Origin of the sequence: Chitinophaga pollutisoli, assembly GCF_038396755.1 — a bacterium.
Taxonomy (GTDB): Bacteria; Bacteroidota; Bacteroidia; order Chitinophagales; family Chitinophagaceae; genus Chitinophaga; species Chitinophaga pollutisoli.
On the sequence record NZ_CP149822.1, the window covers coordinates 340,254 to 356,859 of the forward strand.

Genomic DNA, 16,606 nt, shown 5'->3' on the forward strand with positions numbered 1-16,606 from the left:
AATTCGGAATTTAATGTGCTTAGAAATCCACCTGTACGGCAGCGTTATACATGCGGGTAAGCGGATAACGGCCCGCGTCGACGGCGATCACCTGGCTGCTGAGTTGTACTTCTTTCCCGAGGTACGCGCCTACTTCCGGATCGAAGCCGCTGTATTTAGTGAAGGTGTGCAGGTTCTGCGCGCCGAACGTCAAACGGACTGCACGCACCACCCGCTGGCGGCTGATCCATTCCGCCGGTACCATGTACCCCAGCGATACGTTTTTGATGCGGATGTAGGAACCGTCCTCCACAAACACATCCGTGAAGCGGTTACCGTTTCCATTCACATCCGTGCCCACGATCCGCGGCACTTTGGTCCCGGGATTGGCCAGCACATCGTTTCCGTTGGCATCTTTCCGGATACGCGCATATTCAAATGCGTCGGACATCAGGTTGCGCCCCAGGTTGATGTTGTTGGGATTGGAGTTATTGTAGCGGACGTAATTGTAGATATCGTTCCCGGAAGCGCCGGTCAGCAGTACGCTCAGGTCAAACCCTTTCCAGGAAACGGTATTGGTAAGCCCGAAGGTCAATTTGGGCCAGGGGTTGCCGATGAACGTCTGGTCGCGGGAATCGATTTTGCCATCGCTGTTGAGGTCTTTGTATTTAATGTCGCCTACCCAAACGCCACCGTCTCTCGCAATCGGCAACGGGCTGCCGTCGGATTGTGTAGGGATGGCACTTTTACGGATTTCAGCTTCCGACTCGAAAATTCCATCCGAAACATATCCCCAGAACATCCAGGGCGCCTGGTGGAGGGCGGAGCGGGAAGTGAAATTATCCATGTACCATGCGCTGCGGCTCAGGAATGCAGCGTCGGAATAGAATTTGGTGATTTCCGTTTTGAAGGAAGAAATATTGAAGTTGGTTTTCCAGGTGAAACCGTTACGGGTGATATTGGTGGTGTTAAGCGTGATGCCAAAGCCGCGGTTTTCCAGCTTGCCGATATTGACGGTCGGCGCGCTGATGGCGCCTTCGCCCTGGGTACCCATGTAAGCGGGCAGTGGGTTGGGCATGAGCAGGTTGTTGGTTTTGCGGATGTAGTAATCTACTTCCAGCTGGATCCTGTCTTTCAGCAACCCGAGATTCAAGCCGATGTTTTGGGTCAGCGTGTTTTCCCATTTCAGGTCGGCATTGCCGTATTGCCCGGTGCGGAAACCCGCGCCCCAGGGTGTTGTCACTGAAACGAGGTTGCTGTATTGCCCGCCGCTGTTGCCGCTGTTCCCGGTATACCCCACTTCCGCCCGCAATTTCAGGTCGCTGACCTGGTCGAACTGATGCATCCATGGCTCGCTCGAAACACGCCATGCGGCTGAAACAGAGGGATAATAAGCCCAGCGGTTGTTGACGCCGAAGTTGGATGAGCCGTCGGCCCGGCCGGCTATTTGCAGGATATACTTTTCGTCCCAGGTCAGGATCGCGCGGCCCAGCCAGGATTCCAGTGCGCCGGAGCCTTTGGAGCCGCCAGTGGTCTGCCCCTGCACGTCGCCGAGATTGATGGAAGGGATATCATTACTGGCAAACCCGATGCGGGTGATGTTCGATCCTTCGTAGTTCCAGGCCTGGGCTTCGTGGCTCGCCATCACATTGAGCGCGAGCTTACCGAGGTTGGTATTGTATTGCAGCAACTCGTTCAGGTTCCAGTAAAAATTCCTGTTGTTGGAGACGTTCAGGCTTGCTTTTTCGTTGGAAAGGAAACCGAGTTGATAGGTAGGCGTAAACTTCTTGCCATCGGAGAATTCGAAGTTGCCGTTAAAGCTCGTGCGGAACGTCAGCCCTTTCAGGATGGTAACTTCCGCCGTCAGGCCGCCCATACCGCCCGTTCTTTTCAGATCGTTGTCGATCAGATTGGCGATGGCCACGGGATTGAGGGGTGCATATCTTGCGTTGCTGCCATATTCGTTGGTGGTAGCGCCGGCCCAACTGCCGTCGGGGTTCTTCACCGCGATGTTAGGAGCCAGGTTGATGGCATTGCGGATCACGTCTTCGCTGGTGGAAGACAGTTTTTCCTTGGTCTGATAAAAGTTGACGTTGGAATTGAGCGTGAGCCATTTGAACAATTTGTTGTCCATATTCAGCCGGAAACTATACCGTTTGAAGTTGGACCCTACGGCCACACCGTCCTGGTCGAAATATTCACCGGAGAGATAATAACCCGTGCGCTCCGTGCCGCCGCTCACCGTGAGCTGATGGCGCTGCAATGGCGCGGTCTTAAACAGTTCGCGCTGCCACTGCGTTCCCTGCCCCAATACCGGAAGATTCTTGAATTCCGCCGTTGGCGTACGGTTCAGCAACGCTGCGATTTCATTGTTCATGATCGCATATTGTTGCAGGCTTAGTACCGACACTTCCTTCGGTTTGTCTTGTAGTGTATATAAATAATTATATCCTACTTTCATCTGCCCCTGCCTGCCGCGTTTGGTAGTTACCAGCACTACGCCGTTGGTGGCGCGGGAGCCGTAAATGGCCGTAGCGGAAGGCCCCTGCAGGATTTCCATGGATTCGATGTCATTGGAGTTGATCCCCGCCAGCGGGTTCATGGAACTTGTATTGCCATAAGAAACGGTGGCCGGCTGGATTTGCACCCCGTCGATCACATACAGCGGTTCGTTGGTGCCGCTAAGGGTATTTACCCCGCGGATCACCACGGATACACCGCCGCCGGGCTGGCCGGAGTTCTGCGTTACGTACACACCAGCCGCACGCCCCTGGAGCGCCTGGTCGATGGTGGTGTTGACCGTCCGCCCGATATCCGCCGCCGAAACAGACACCTGGGCACTGCTCTGGTCGGTTTTCTTCATCTTGCCATAACCCACCACCACCACGTCGCTCAGCGTTCTGCTGTCAACAACGAGGGATACGTTATAAACAGAAGCATTGCCTACCCTGATTTCCTGGGACGTCATACCTACGAAAGAGATACCGATGATATCTCCCGCTTTCGCCTGGATGGAGTATTTCCCCTGGTGATCGGTGGCTACGCCCTGGGAGCTTCCCTTGATGGCCACGGTGGCGCCGGGTATAGGTTGCCGCGATTCCTGGTCGGTCACGATGCCGGTGATGGTTCGCCGTTGGTCAGGGGGATTCTGGGCAAGCACCGTAGCCTGCGCCAGCCATAGGCAGAGGAACATCCACCAGGCCGGGCCGGACTTGCCCGCTAAACTGATTTTTTTCATACGTAGAATGTTAGTTTGTGGAATGAAATGCGCGTTACACTTTTGGTTGACTTTGTAAACAGGGCTCCATTACGCAAGCCCGGGATAAAAGTATCCCGATTACCCCAGACATAGGGTAGCGCATTGTTTAAATTACAGGTAAGGAATGTTGCCGCAGGAGGGTCAAAATGTTAATTCCATAGGTATAAATTGTTGCCTTCACTCCTTGCGCATGGCTGTGGCATAGGCTGATGGCAGCATGTGGTATGCCATCTTGAAATATCGCGTGAAATATTTCGGGTTGTTGAATCCGACTTCATAGGCCACCTCGGCGATATTCATTTCCGTTTTTAAAAGCAGGTCGGCGGCCTTGCGCAAACGCACCGAACGGATGAATTCGATGGGCGGCTGGCCGGTAATTGCGTAAACCCTTTTGTAAACAGAAACCCTGTTCATGTGCAGCTCCCGGCTGAGGGCTTCCACCGAGAAATCGGCGTCGGACAAATGCGTTTCCACGATTTCGAGGGCGCGCTGCATGAATTTTTCGTCGGCCGACAGCTGCGCCGGCTCGGCATCTTTCGGAATGAGGTATTGAACGGGCGCCTTTCTTTCTAGCAGGTTGCGCACACGTGAAAGCATGATTTCGAAGCTGAAGGGTTTGACCAGATAATCGTCCGCCCCGGCATCGAGCCCTTCAAGCTGAACGGCCTCCTCTCCCATGGCGGTGAGCAGGATCACGGGGATCTGGCGCGTACGGGCGTTGCTACGGATCTTGCGGCAGAGTGCCAGCCCATCCATCCCCGGCATATTGATATCGCTTACCACGAGATCGGGCTGGGCAGACAGTGCCGCCTGCCAGCCGGCGTCGCCGCTGGCGGCTTCCAGTACGTGGTAATGCTCCTGGAGGTTTTCTTTCAGGTAGAAGCGAAAATCTTCCGTGTCTTCCACCAGCAGGATCGTGGGTTTGCGTTTGCCTTTCCGGGCGGCGCGGTCGTCGGGCGATTTCACAGGGACGGGAACGAAGGGCGCGACCGGCGCGGCCTTACCATCACCGGAAACCAAATCATAAGGAATCCGGACGATAAAGGTGCTCCCTTGTCCGGGCGCACTATCCACATCAATGGTGCCCTGCTGCATAGTCACAAACTCGCGGGTGATGGCCAGTCCGATGCCGCTGCCCGGGCTCACGAACGCACTGCGCTGATCGGCCTGGAAGTAGCGCTCGAATATCTTCCCAATGCGATCGGGCGCGATACCGATCCCCGTATCGCTGATTTTTATTTCGAGCCAGGCGCGCTCCTGTTCTATATTTACTCCGGATGTTACCCTGACCTTTCCACCGGCGGGTGTGAATTTAAACGCGTTGGACAACAGGTTGAAAATGATGCGTTCCAGTTTATCGTGGTCGAAGCAGGCGTTGATAGGTTTTGTACCGGCGGAATACTCCAGCGTCACGCCCTTTCGTTCGGCCAGATCGGAGAACGACTGCACGGATTCGCGGAGGAAGCCCATGAGCTCCCCCGGCACGGGGTCCGTCCGCAGTTCGCGCATTTCCATCTTCCGGAAATCCATCAACTGGTTCACCAGGTTGAGAAGCCGCCGCGCATTGCGCCGGATGAGCTGGAACTGGCGGCGCTCGCTTTCGTCATCCGTCCGCCGGATGAAATCTTCGATGGGGGAAAGGATGAGGGAAACGGGGGTCCGCAGTTCGTGGCTCACATTGGTCAGCAACTTGATTTTCATCATATCCAGTTCATGCAGCCGTTGCGCTTCCTTTCTTTCGTTTTGCAATGCAAACCGGCGGTGCGCCCGGCGGATAATGGCCCTCCGCCCCAGGTACAGCGCGGCCAGCAGGAGCAGCACATACGCTGTGTATGCCCAACCGGTAGCCCACCATGGCGGCAGGATGCGGATCAGCAACGAGATCCCTCCGCCCGTGGGGTTGCCGTCTTCCGGAGAAGACCGCACATGCAGCGTGTATTCGCCGGGGTTGATGTTGGTGTAGGATATCCTGCGTGTTTTGCCGTCGGTCAGCATCCACTCTTTATTGAATCCCTCCAGCATGTATTCGTACCGGTTCTTATCTGCGTTCCTGAAATTCAGCGAAGCGAAAATCACCGAAAAATCATTCTCATTATACCGCAGTTCGATGCGCCGCGTTTCGGGCAACGAAGCCTCCAGCACTGTATGCCCACGGAAACTTTCACCCGGCGCGATTGTTTTGTTGAACAACTGCAAACCGGTGAACACCAACACGGGAGGGGTCCTGTTCTCCCGGATTTCCGCCGGGTTGAAAAGATTGAACCCATCCGCCCCGCCAAAAATCAACTCCCCGCTCCGCAGCCGTAAAGCGGCGTTCACATTGAACACTTTCCCCTGCAAACCATCCTGCTCGTCGTAATTCCTGCACGAAATCACCAGCTTGCTCCCCACCCCGGTTGCCCGCACCCGCGAAAGCCCCCGCGATGTGCTGATCCACAGGTAGCCGTCGTCACTTTCAAGGATACTGACGATGGTATTATCCGGCAACCCGTCCTCCATCCGGAACGTACGGAAAGTAAGCGCCACGGGATCGTAATAACTGAGCCCCTCCCGCGTACCGGCCCACATCCGGCCCTGACGGTCGCAGTGCAGCGAAGTCACGTTGTCGTTGCTTAACTGATGCGAACTGCGCAACAGGTGAACGAAAATCCCTTTTGATTTGTCGAGCACATCAATGCCATATGCCGTACCGATCCAGAGATCACCTTCCGGCGTTTCGGCGAAAGCGGTGATATAGTTGGAATGGACCGAATTGGCCATGTCCGCATTGTTATGGTAGAAAATTCCATTGCCGCGGTCGAACCGGTCGAGCCCCCCGCCGAGCGTGCCCACCCAGAAGTTGTTGCGCTTGTCTTCGTATAGCTTCCAGACGGTTTTATTCGCCAGGCTGTTCGCATCCTGCGGGGAATGACTGTAATGCGTAAACTTCCCGTCCCGGAAATACCCCATCCCCCCGAAATAATAACCGATCCAGAGCTGGTCCCACTTATCGACGTGGAGGCTCACGATCACATCATTGCTGAGGCTGTTTTCGTCGCCTGCGCGATGACGGTACTGGCGGTAAGTTTGCGCTTTACGGTCATAATAAATCAATCCTCCCCCGTTCGTCCCGATCCAGACATTCCCTTTTTTGTCTTCCGCGAAGCAATTGACGTCGTTGTAAGGCAGCGAAAGCGGATCGCCGTGTTTAAACTCGTGCAGCGCGAATTTCATCTTGTTCTCCGCGAAATAACTCACGCCTCTTTTATACGTCCCGCACCACACGATGCCCTGGCTATCCTTGTACAGTGCATAAATCGCATTCTCCGCGATGCTTTTCGAATCTTCCGGACGGTTCACGAAAAACTTTGCCTGGAACGTTTGTTTGTCCAGCACGTTTACACCGCCATGGTCCGTACCGATCCATATCATGCCGCGGTCGTCCTGGATGACGCTGTTGACGATATCGTTGTTAAGAATCCCTGTTTTGCGCGACACGCTGCGCTTCTCGCCGGTCGACGGCCGGTAATGAATCACCCCGAAATCGCTTCCCGGCATATATACCCAGCAATCTTTCTGGTTGTCTACGAACAGCGCGAGGCTCATCGGAGGGCGGGATACGTCGGTGATGAGCGCTTCCGAATGCCAGACGGTTTGGCCGGAACGGATGTCAATACGGGTCAGCGCGCCGTCGAACCAGAGCAGCAACAAATGCCGGTCATCTTCTCTTTTGATATCCGCGATCCGCCCGCCGGTCCGCATGGGCAATGCGATCCTCGTGGCATGCCCCCTGGCGCCGAGGCGGTACAGACCTGAGTCTGCATAGGCCGCCCAGCAGGTGTCACCCGTCATGAGCATCGACGTAAGCCCCGATGCAGGCAATCCCCGCGCCCCGAGCCAGGCGGCGGCCGGGGAGAATTGCTCGCGCCGCGGATCATAGAGGTTGTCGCCGTTGCGCGTCCGGACGTACATTTGGCCACCGGGAGCTGGAAAAAGAGCTACGATATAGTCATCGTTGAGGGAAAGGGAATCGGAAAGGATATGGCGGAATACACGGAAGTTGGAACCGTCGTAACGGTTAAGGCCGCCCAGCGTACCGAACCAGAGGAAACCGCGGTCGTCCTTGTAGATGCAGTTAACCTGGTTGTTGCTCAAACCGTGGTGGATATTGAGGCTGGTAAAGGGATACGCAGGCTGCTGCGCCCTGACCTGGGAGAGCGCGATCAGACATAGCGGAATCAGTAGTTTTTTCAACATGGATGGATCATCGTGGAACTACTGTAATTTAGGAAAATACGGGCGAAAAAAAGCGCCCCCGGCCGGGGGCGCTACGGAAATATTCCGGAATCCTATGATCAGGGCGCTGCTTTCCAGGTATTATTGGCGGAATTGACGTCCGGGAGCACCTTGTCGGGGTCCACGGTAACGGCCACCACTTTGCTTTTAGAATGATGATGGAACGTCCACGCGCCGCCGGACTGCCATACTTCCACCGGCAGGTTCACGCGGGAAGTATTCCCGTCGGCTTCCTTAATTTCCACTACAACCGGCATGGGCGCTTTCTCCAGGCACAGTACCTGGATGGCCGTGGTGGAATCGTTGCGCTGCGAAACGTTGCCTGCCGCCATGTCGAGCTTCCAGTTATTGATGATCCAGGAACGCCAGAACCAGTCGAGGCTTTCGCCTGCACTGTTTTCCATCGCGCGGAAGAAATCCCATTGCGTGGGATGTTTGAACGCCCAGTTGTCGATGTAATATTTGAAGGCCTTGTCGAACCGCTCTTCGCCCAGCACTACTTCGCGCAGGATATCGAGGCCCACGGCGGGTTTGTAGTAACCCAGGATGCCGTAGCTCGCCGTGCGGATCACATCGGGGCGATGCAGGATCGCGCTGGCGGAATCGAAGAACATAGAGCGCGACAGGGCATGGCGGTCGCGGGGACCATGGTCGAACTCCCCGTTATTGAAAACTTTGTCTGCCAGCCCGTTGATGAAGGTATTAAAACCTTCGTCCATCCATCCGAACCTTCTTTCGTTGCTACCCACGATCATGGGGAACCAGTTATGCCCGAATTCGTGGTTGGTTACGCCCCACAGGCCGGCTTTCTGGGCGCGGGCGGAGCAGAACACGATACCGGGATATTCCATCCCTCCCACGATCCCCGCTACGTTAACGGCGGCGGGATAGGTATAAGGATACCATTTTTCAGAATAGTGTTCGATACAGCCTTTCACGAATTCAGTGGAACGGCGCCAGGCGGAGTCGCCCGCGCTTTCTTCAGGATACACGCTCATGGCGAGGGCTTTTTTGCCTTCGGGGAGATTGATGCGCGCCGCGTCCCAGATGAACGATTTGCTGGCTGCCCAGGCTACGTCGCGCGTGTTTGCGCAGCGGAACTTCCAGGTGAGGCGGTCTTTCGCCGGGCGGGAAGCCGGATCCTTCACTTCGGAAATATCGCGGAGCATCACGGTTTTGTCGCTGGCGGACGCCTGTTTCCAGCGGGCCAGTTGCGTAGGCGTGAGTACTTCCGCGGGATTGAGCAGTTCGCCGGAACCTACCACGATGTGGCCTGCGGGCGCGTTCACGGTATAATCGAAATTGCCGTATTCAAGGTAGAATTCACCCTGGCCCATATACGGGAGGGTGTTCCACCCCAGTACATTGTCGAACACGCACATCCGGGGGTACCACTGCGCGATCTCGTAAATACGGCCGTTTTTGGAATTGAGGATGCCCATGCGGTCGGTTCCGTATTCAGGGATGGGGAAAGAGAAATCCACCTGCACCTGGATGACGCCGCCATTGGCTTTCAGCGGTTGCGGCAACTCCACACGCATACGGGTATCGTTCACGTCGAATTTCGCTTTTTGTGATTTGCCTGCCGCCAGCAGGGCAACGTTGCTGATAGTATAGCCGCCATCGAAATTGCGGTTCGCCCAACGGCCGCCGGCGGGTGCGGTGGCCGCCACGCTCCTGGAGGAAAGACGGTAAATGTTCTGGTCCAGTTGCATCCACAGGAAAGGAAGGTTTTCCGGGCTGTTGTTTTTATAGGTGATGATGACGGTCCCCGACACGGTTTCCTTCACATCATCGAAAGTGACGTCGATTTTGTAATCGGCGGCGTTTTGCCAGTAGCGGTGGCCGGGGCGGCCGCTGGCGGTGCGCACGTCGTCGCCGTCCGAGGGGTAGAATACCGGGTTAAAAGCCTCGTAGGCACTGTATCGGGATTCCGCTTGTTGCGCGGCGGCCGAGGTAAAGATGCAGACGCACCCTGCCATAGCGGCGAGCCATTTCTTGGTTTGCTGGAATGCAGGCATAAATTCTGTTGGTTATAAAACGGGAAATCTAGGGATATTTATTTGTTAAACAAAGTGTACTGTTATGAGCGGCGTTTCCAGGCACCGAGTACCGTTTCGCCACGCGGGCTTAGCTGGTAACCGATTTCGAGGCTTTCCGTCAGCCCCATGTTCTTCAACTTCCGGATGCTGACTTTCAGCCAGTCTTTATCGATCCGCAATGCCTCCGCCAGATCCCCCGCCCGCTCCGCCGGCCGCTTCGCGATGATGCCGAGGGTACGTTTGGTCCAGGCGCCATAGGGACTGCGCTCATCCAACCCCTGGAGCTTTTTCAGTATCTTTTCCATCTCTGCCTTGCTCACCTTCTCGTTTTCCCGCAGGGCGATGCGCGGATCGTCGCCCCCGTAATGGAACCGGATGCGGTAGAGCGTGCCCGGCCGTTTGTCCAGCTCGGTAAACAGCGCCCGTTTCGACGGGAAACCGGACTCTTTCGCTGTGGCCTCTGTGATATCCGATTCCGGCACCACCGTCACTTCGTCGATATGCAGCAGACCGATCGCCGTGAGGAGGGTGCCCCCTGTTTTTACGGAAGGCCGCTTCCAGCGGCGGTAAGCCAGCTTCACCCGCCCCTGGCGGATCGCCTCCATGATGTTGTCCCTGAAAAGCATACCCGAATATAACGTTTTTTTAACGCATATGAATGGGCTGTAGCTTGTCGCAAATGCCCCCTGGAGGTGGAAATTTCGTACATTTGTAGCTTAAATTTTGAGTGTATGAAAATAGACATCTGGTCGGACGTGGCCTGCCCTTTCTGTTATGTGGGCAAACGCCACCTGGAAGCGGCGCTGGCGAAATTTCCGCATGCAAAAGACGTGGAAGTGACGTGGCACAGCTTCGAACTTAACCCCGACGCACAAAAGGATTACCAGGAAGATCACTATACCTTGCTTGCCTCCAAATACGGGATGACGCGCGAACAGGCCATGGCCAATTCTGCGCGCGTAGCCGACGCGGGCAAAGCCGTGGGCATCGATTTCAAGTTCGATGACATGATCAATACCAATACCTTCAACGCGCACCGCCTCATTCAGCTGGCGGCGCAGCACGGAAAGCAGGACGAAGTGGAAGAACTGCTCTTCAAGGCTTACTTCACCGAAGGCAAACACATTGGAGAAACCGCCACGCTCGAAGCCATAGCGAAAGCTGCGGGGCTCGACGCAGACGCCATGCTGCAAGGGACCGAATTCACGGGCGAAGTGCGGCAGGACGAAGCGCAGGCGCAGCAGCTGGGCATCCGTGGGGTGCCGTTTTTCGTGTTCGACATGAAATACGCTATTAGCGGGGCGCAGCCTGTTGAAGTGTTTGACCAGACGCTGGAAAAAGTTTGGAGCGAAACGCATCCGCAGATCGTGAACCCCACGGGCAGCGATGATAACACGTGCGCAGACGGGGTTTGTAACGTATAAGACGATGGATTTCCCAAAATGGCCTTCCGGCACATGTGTGAGACCTGGGCAGGAAGGCTTTTTTATGCGGGGGCAATGGATCAAAAATTGTAACCGGCCTTCAGGCCGAAGAAGCTGCGGGTGCCGTCTTTAAACCAGCCTTCCCATTTGGCCTGCACATCGAGGCCGAGCACGCGGATACCTACGCCGGGCGCGAACAGGAACGCGGAACCGTCGAGATCGCCGGTATAATTAGCGGCGCCGGCTTCCGCTTTCACGTACAGGATGGATATCAGTTTATATTTGATACCGACGCGTACGGGTACAGCCGCAACATTGGGATAGTCGATATTGTTTTCGGTTTTGCCGCCGAAACGCATGTAACCGACGGAGCCCGTTACGCCAAAACCGGCTACCAGTTTGATGTCGGCATTCAGGCCCACGCCAAAGCCGGTGTTATTGGTATTACTGAAATCGCCCACGGGGAAACCGCCTTCCACATAGGGGCCGATGCTGAATCGCTTTAACTGTGCACTTGCCGCGACACTGCCAGTCAGCAGGAGTACCAGCACTAGGGTAATCTTGTTTTTCATGCAGATAGGATATTTGGTGGTGATATGTAACACGAAATTATCATTTCTTTCCAATACAGCCCAAACCGAAGCCTGGGCCGGGAAAGCCGGTACTTCCGCGTTTAACCGCTTACGCTATAACGCGCGCAGGGGCCGGAGGGTTCGGTAAGGGGAAGGAAATTTCCCGGCGGGCAGACAAAGCAATAAATTAGTATCTTCCGGCTTCCATTTTATGAAACGACTTGTTTACCCTTTACTATTGCTGCTGCTATGCGGTTCCGCCTTTGCGCAGCGTGGCGGATGGAGCCACAGCATGGCGATCCGCCTCAATACAACCGCTACCGGCGCCGGTGTGGCAAAAGATGTGGCCGGCTATCCTTTGGCGGTCTTCCTGGACGCTTCACGATTCAATTTTTCCGCCGCCATTGCCAACGGCGCCGATATCCGTTTTTCCGAAACGTCCGACGGCCCTTTCCTGCCGCATAGCATTGAGTGGTGGGACCCCGCGGCCAGGGAAGCCCTCGTTTGGGTCCGCATCCCGCTTGTTAAAGGCAACAGCCGGAGCCAACAGGTATATATGCATTGGGGAAACAAATCGGCCGCACCCGCAGACCGCTCCACTGAAGTATTCCCCACGGCCGAAGGTTTTACAGGCGTCTGGCACCTCCAGGAGCCGGGCAATACCCTTCCCGGTGGATATGCGGATGCCACGGCCAACGAAGCCAACGCCACCGGCGTGAACATGATGCCGTACAACACGGTGAAAGGCGTACTGGGCAAAGCGCAGCGGTTCCGTTGTGCCGAAAGGCAATGGATCAGGGTAGACAGTGAAAAACGTAAGCTGTTCGATCTGACGGAGCGGCTCACCTTCTCCATCTGGGCATATGCGGAAACATATTCCAATCGTGGAGACGAAGCGAAAAGAGTACTCCCGGGCTACGAGACCCTGTTTGCAAAAGGCGATAATTCGTGGCGGCTGCAAAAGCTCGGTATCCGTAGCTGGCACCAGCCCGAAGCCGATCTGATCGAGATCTGCGTGGAGCGCGCCTCGCCCCGCGGCGACCTCTGCGTGATCGGTAAAACCGACATGAAAGTGAAGCAATGGTACCACATCACCGGCGTGCACGATTTCCCTTATGTACACCTGTACGTCAATGGCCGGCTGGAAAGAACAGAGAAATTCGACACCCCCTGGAAATCGGATGATCACCCGGTCGGGATCGGCAACCAGAGCCAGTTTCCGGACAAAGGTGGCCGCTACTGGGACGGGATCCTCGACGAAGCCCGCGTGATAGGGAAAGCGAAAAGCGCCGAATGGATCCGGCTGGATTATGAAAGCCAGCGCCCTGGCAGCCGCTTGCTCGAGTTTGGGAGCGTTTCTGAAAAGTAAGACTTATTTCCTCCGTTTACGGCTGCTTTCCGCCGTTACCACACCGTTATAGGATATCGGCTGGCGATTATTGCTGGTCACTTGCAACGACGCATAACCACCCTCAGAAATAGAGAAGAACATTTGCTGGATATCGCGGTTATCGCGGGGCTTGATGGTGATTTCCCATCCACCGTCTTTCCGTGGCGCTTCTATATATTCGAAATCCGTGGAAACGAACGTGACACCGCTGTTCGCAGGGTCTATCGGGGCGGAATATGCCCTGCCGAAGTAAGGCAGCCAGGAATCAACGGTGTCTTTGGAAATCTTCACTTCATATCCATCCCCTGCCATCTGCCGGGTGCGGCCGCTCATCGGCAGAACCGTCTGCATCCGGAAAACAAAACTGCGGGATGGAACGATCGTTTTGATATCGGCCGTAGCGCCTGTGGGTACTTGTTGGGTCGAGGAGCAGGACAGCGCAAAGAAAGCAATGATCCAAACCGGGATCGTGTTCAAAATACGCATAGCGAATGATTTAGAAATACATTTAAGGAAAGAACAAAAGGCGGGCCATAAATGTTGTCGGGATTCCTTATATTGGCGGCACTATATCCTTAAACACCTGATGTTATGACTCCATTCGTTTTGCTCGCCGTAGCAGCGGCCCTGTTTTTTGTAGCACACGTCTTCCTGCTTTTCACTTCCTTCGGAAAAGATCAGTACAACCGCAAAAAGTATCTCTGGTCACATTTGACCTTATGGATCTGCGGCGCTATCCTCTTTGCCATGACCACGTTATTCGCCGGCAAAGGCAGTTCCGAAGTGATGGACGTGTTCGACACGCCTGTTAAGCGCTGGCTCATCCTGGTAGTGGCCCTTGGCCTCTCCGCCATCGCGCACACGGTTGTGAAGCTCCTGGTGATGCCGAAGTATCAGGCTCGCTAAACCGGTCCAGTCGCGCGGCCCGTTACCGTTTCTTGCGTAACTTGCGGACATGACGCTCCGCAAAATCATTCATATCGACATGGATGCCTTCTACGCATCGGTGGAGCAGCGCGACCATCCCGACTATCGCGGTAAACCTATCGCCGTAGGCGGGTCCCCGGAAGGGCGTGGCGGAGTGGTGGCAACAGCCAGCTACGAAGCCAGAAAATTCGGAGTCCGCTCCGCCATGCCTTCCAAAAGAGCCCAGCAATTGTGCCCGCACATTCTTTTCGTTTATCCCCGATTCGACGTATACCGCGACGTGTCCCGCCATGTCCGTTCCATCTTCCAGCGCTACACCGATCTCATCGAACCCCTCTCCCTTGACGAAGCCTATCTCGATGTCACCATCGACAAACAAAATATCGGCTCTGCCATCGCCATCGCGCAGCAAATCAAACAAGCCATCCGCGACGAGCTCAACCTGACAGCCTCCGCCGGCGTTTCCGTCAATAAATTCGTCGCCAAGATCGCGTCCGATATGCATAAGCCCGACGGTCTCACCTTCATCGGCCCTTCCCAGATCGAATCCTTCATGGAAAACCTGCCGGTAGAGAAATTCCACGGCGTCGGCAAAGTAACCGCCGAAAAGATGCAGCGCATGGGATTATTCAACGGCGCCGATCTGAAAAAACTCTCCGAAAACGATCTTGTACAGCATTTCGGTAAAGCAGGACGGTTCTATTACCGCATTGTCCGCGGGCAAGACGACCGCCCCGTGCAGCCCCACCGCGAAACGAAGTCAGTAGGCGCGGAAGACACCTTTCCCCACGACCTCACCACCCTCGCCGAAATGGATCCTGAACTGGAAAAACTCGCGGTTAAAGTAGCCACCCGTCTCGATAAACACCAACTCAAAGGCCGGACTGTGACCCTTAAAGTCAAATACAACGATTTCCGGCAAATCACCCGTAATCATTCCTCCCAACTACCCATCTCCGACGCCGACAGCATTTCCACTGCCGCCAAACAGCTTCTCGCCAAAACCGATCCCGAAACGGAAGGCGCGAAAGTCCGGCTGCTGGGCATTACCGTCTCCAACTTCGGGGAAGAACGATCCGAAACCGGCCAGCTCTCGTTGTTCTGAAAAAAGAAACCGCCGTCCGGTAAGGAACGGCGGCTATACAATGCTATCGGTAAAATCAGTACTTCGCGGCCTGACCTTCTTTGGGAACGGATTTGAGGATGAACTGGCGCAGGTGTTCGTTACTGGTGGCCAGATCGTCTTTCCGCAGGTACATCATGTGCCCGCTGCGGTAGCCTTCGAACGACATGCGGTCTTTCAGTTTTCCGCCGGGGTCCATCTGCCAGAGATTGTATTTGGCGTTGAAATAATCGCAGGCGCCGTCGTAGTAACCGCTCTGCACGAAAACATGCAGGTAAGGATTTTGCGCCATGGCCTGGCGGAGATTATCGCCGGTGCGGTTGTTGTTGTTATCCCATGGCCAAACGGGGCCGAACATATTGTATTTCAGATCGGTTTTGTATTTCAATTCCTCGCGGACATAAATGTTGATCGCCGGGGTGAAAGAATGCAGCCAGGAAGTGAGTTCCGCGTTATAATCCACGCTCTGCCCGGCGTCCTTCTTATCGATCCCCAGGTAGCGGGAATCGAGGCGGCCCACGGTGTAGCCACGGTCGCGCAGCAATTCTTTCCAGAAGAAATTCGTGGATATGTCGAGGTTATTTTGCAGGACTACTTTTTCGGAAAGTCCGGAGTAGCGGGCAACTTTCGCGGTGATCTCCTTCCGCTTCGTTTCCGGCAGATTACCGCCCTGCGCGAGCGCCGGCAGGTATTCCCGGATGGTGAATTCTTCCACTTCCGGCAGTACGGCCGTCAGGTCTTTTTGTTGCAGTTCCGGTGTGAGGGCTTTATGATACCAGGCGGTAGCGGCGAAATAGGGCAGGCGCAGCGCGGCATCCGCCGGCCCGTCGCGCTCGATCCCCAACTCCGTAGGCGAAACGAGCACCACGCCGTTCACGTAGATCCATTGTGCATTCTGCAGTTCCAGCGCCAGCCCTGAAACGCGGGTGGTGCCGTAGCTTTCACCGACGAGATACTTGGGGCTCGCCCAGCGTTTGTACCGTGTAATGAAAGTACTGATCCATTCAGCCAGGTATTTCACGTCCTGGTTCACCCCGAAAAACTTCGATCCCTGCACATCTTTGTTGGCCATCCGCGAAAATCCCGTGTTCACGGGATCCACATACACGATATCGGCCACATCGAGGATGGAATGGGGGTTATCTTTCAATCCGTATGGCTGCACGGGATATCCTTCGTCGTCGATCTTCAGCACGCGCGGGCCGGTATACCCGATCTGCATCCATACGGAAGCAGTTCCGGGCCCGCCGTTGAAGGAAAATACCAGCGGCCGGGGGCCCTGGTCGGCCACGCCCGTCCGTTCGAAATACGTATAAAACACGCCGGCGATGGTTTTGCCTTCGTCGTCCCAAACGGGCAACGTTCCGGCCGTCACCTTGTAAGGCACGCGCTGGCCTTTGATGGTGACTTCATGGTTCGTTGTCACCGAGGCGTCGATCTTGAGCGTGCGCTCTGTAGCGCCGGGGCCGGTAGTCAGATCGGGTTCGGAGGTTGTTTTTTGTGCGAAGGCGGTAGAGCAGCAAAGCAGGCAGGCTGCGGCAAAGGTTGATTTCATATGTTAACAAAGAGCGATTTATTCCTCAATATGGGAAATAAATCGCTCTTTGCCGCATCA

At 55.4% G+C, this 16,606-nt stretch carries 11 protein-coding genes; 4 read left to right on the plus strand and 7 right to left on the minus strand.

Annotated elements, in window-relative coordinates; translation table 11 throughout:
* Window positions 1-19: 19 nt before the first annotated feature.
* The 4 genes from WJU16_RS01390 to WJU16_RS01405 form a co-directional block, all read right to left on the minus strand.
* Window positions 20-3,217, minus strand: a complete 3,198-nt coding sequence (locus WJU16_RS01390; protein WP_341836539.1) for a TonB-dependent receptor — start codon at window positions 3,215-3,217, stop codon at window positions 20-22.
* A 198-nt stretch (window positions 3,218-3,415) separates the two neighbouring features.
* Window positions 3,416-7,474 carry a two-component regulator propeller domain-containing protein gene (locus tag WJU16_RS01395; protein ID WP_341836540.1) on the minus strand — a complete coding sequence of 1,353 codons (4,059 nt, stop codon included), beginning with the start codon at window positions 7,472-7,474 and terminating at the stop codon, window positions 3,416-3,418.
* Between the two features lie 98 nt (window positions 7,475-7,572).
* Window positions 7,573-9,534 (minus strand): M1 family metallopeptidase, encoded by a 1,962-nt coding sequence (locus WJU16_RS01400; RefSeq protein WP_341836541.1) that lies wholly within the window; start codon window positions 9,532-9,534, stop codon window positions 7,573-7,575.
* A 62-nt stretch (window positions 9,535-9,596) separates the two neighbouring features.
* Complete coding sequence (locus WJU16_RS01405; protein ID WP_341836542.1) at window positions 9,597-10,181, minus strand: hypothetical protein; 585 nt, start codon at window positions 10,179-10,181, stop codon at window positions 9,597-9,599.
* Between the two features lie 105 nt (window positions 10,182-10,286).
* Between WJU16_RS01405 and WJU16_RS01410 the strand changes: the two genes are divergently transcribed.
* Window positions 10,287-10,979, plus strand: coding sequence for a DsbA family oxidoreductase (locus WJU16_RS01410; protein WP_341836543.1), 693 nt, complete (start codon window positions 10,287-10,289; stop codon window positions 10,977-10,979).
* Between the two features lie 80 nt (window positions 10,980-11,059).
* Here WJU16_RS01410 and WJU16_RS01415 read toward each other — a convergent pair whose 3' ends face one another.
* Window positions 11,060-11,551, minus strand: a complete 492-nt coding sequence (locus tag WJU16_RS01415) for an outer membrane beta-barrel protein (RefSeq protein WP_341836544.1) — start codon at window positions 11,549-11,551, stop codon at window positions 11,060-11,062.
* Between the two features lie 211 nt (window positions 11,552-11,762).
* Here WJU16_RS01415 and WJU16_RS01420 point away from each other — a divergent pair, with 211 nt between their 5' ends.
* Window positions 11,763-12,920, plus strand: a complete 1,158-nt coding sequence (locus WJU16_RS01420) for a DUF2341 domain-containing protein (protein ID WP_341836545.1) — start codon at window positions 11,763-11,765, stop codon at window positions 12,918-12,920.
* Window positions 12,921-12,923: 3 nt separating this feature from the next.
* On the opposite strand, the gene WJU16_RS01425 is transcribed toward WJU16_RS01420, so the two are convergent.
* Window positions 12,924-13,427, minus strand: coding sequence for a DUF4251 domain-containing protein (locus WJU16_RS01425; protein ID WP_341836546.1), 504 nt, complete (start codon window positions 13,425-13,427; stop codon window positions 12,924-12,926).
* A gap of 105 nt (window positions 13,428-13,532) precedes the next feature.
* Between WJU16_RS01425 and WJU16_RS01430 the strand changes: the two genes are divergently transcribed.
* A complete protein-coding gene (locus tag WJU16_RS01430) occupies window positions 13,533-13,847 on the plus strand; it encodes a hypothetical protein (protein ID WP_341836547.1) in 315 nt (104 codons plus the stop codon).
* A 49-nt stretch (window positions 13,848-13,896) separates the two neighbouring features.
* On the plus strand, window positions 13,897-14,973 hold the full coding sequence (gene dinB / locus WJU16_RS01435) for a DNA polymerase IV (RefSeq protein ID WP_341836548.1): 1,077 nt from the start codon (window positions 13,897-13,899) through the stop codon (window positions 14,971-14,973).
* Between the two features lie 55 nt (window positions 14,974-15,028).
* On the opposite strand, the gene WJU16_RS01440 is transcribed toward dinB, so the two are convergent.
* A complete protein-coding gene (locus tag WJU16_RS01440; protein ID WP_341836549.1) occupies window positions 15,029-16,546 on the minus strand; it encodes a S10 family serine carboxypeptidase-like protein in 1,518 nt (505 codons plus the stop codon).
* Window positions 16,547-16,606: the final 60 nt, after the last annotated feature.

Coding starts and splice junctions, on each gene's coding strand:
- WJU16_RS01390 (WP_341836539.1), bottom strand. CDS start 3,217: ATGAAAAAAATCAGTTTAGCGGGCAAGTCCGGCCCGGCCTGGTGGATG.
- WJU16_RS01395 (WP_341836540.1), bottom strand. CDS start 7,474: ATGTTGAAAAAACTACTGATTCCGCTATGTCTGATCGCGCTCTCCCAG.
- WJU16_RS01400 (WP_341836541.1), bottom strand. CDS start 9,534: ATGCCTGCATTCCAGCAAACCAAGAAATGGCTCGCCGCTATGGCAGGG.
- WJU16_RS01405 (WP_341836542.1), bottom strand. CDS start 10,181: ATGCTTTTCAGGGACAACATCATGGAGGCGATCCGCCAGGGGCGGGTG.
- WJU16_RS01410 (WP_341836543.1), top strand. CDS start 10,287: ATGAAAATAGACATCTGGTCGGACGTGGCCTGCCCTTTCTGTTATGTG.
- WJU16_RS01415 (WP_341836544.1), bottom strand. CDS start 11,551: ATGAAAAACAAGATTACCCTAGTGCTGGTACTCCTGCTGACTGGCAGT.
- WJU16_RS01420 (WP_341836545.1), top strand. CDS start 11,763: ATGAAACGACTTGTTTACCCTTTACTATTGCTGCTGCTATGCGGTTCC.
- WJU16_RS01425 (WP_341836546.1), bottom strand. CDS start 13,427: ATGCGTATTTTGAACACGATCCCGGTTTGGATCATTGCTTTCTTTGCG.
- WJU16_RS01430 (WP_341836547.1), top strand. CDS start 13,533: ATGACTCCATTCGTTTTGCTCGCCGTAGCAGCGGCCCTGTTTTTTGTA.
- dinB (WP_341836548.1), top strand. CDS start 13,897: ATGACGCTCCGCAAAATCATTCATATCGACATGGATGCCTTCTACGCA.
- WJU16_RS01440 (WP_341836549.1), bottom strand. CDS start 16,546: ATGAAATCAACCTTTGCCGCAGCCTGCCTGCTTTGCTGCTCTACCGCC.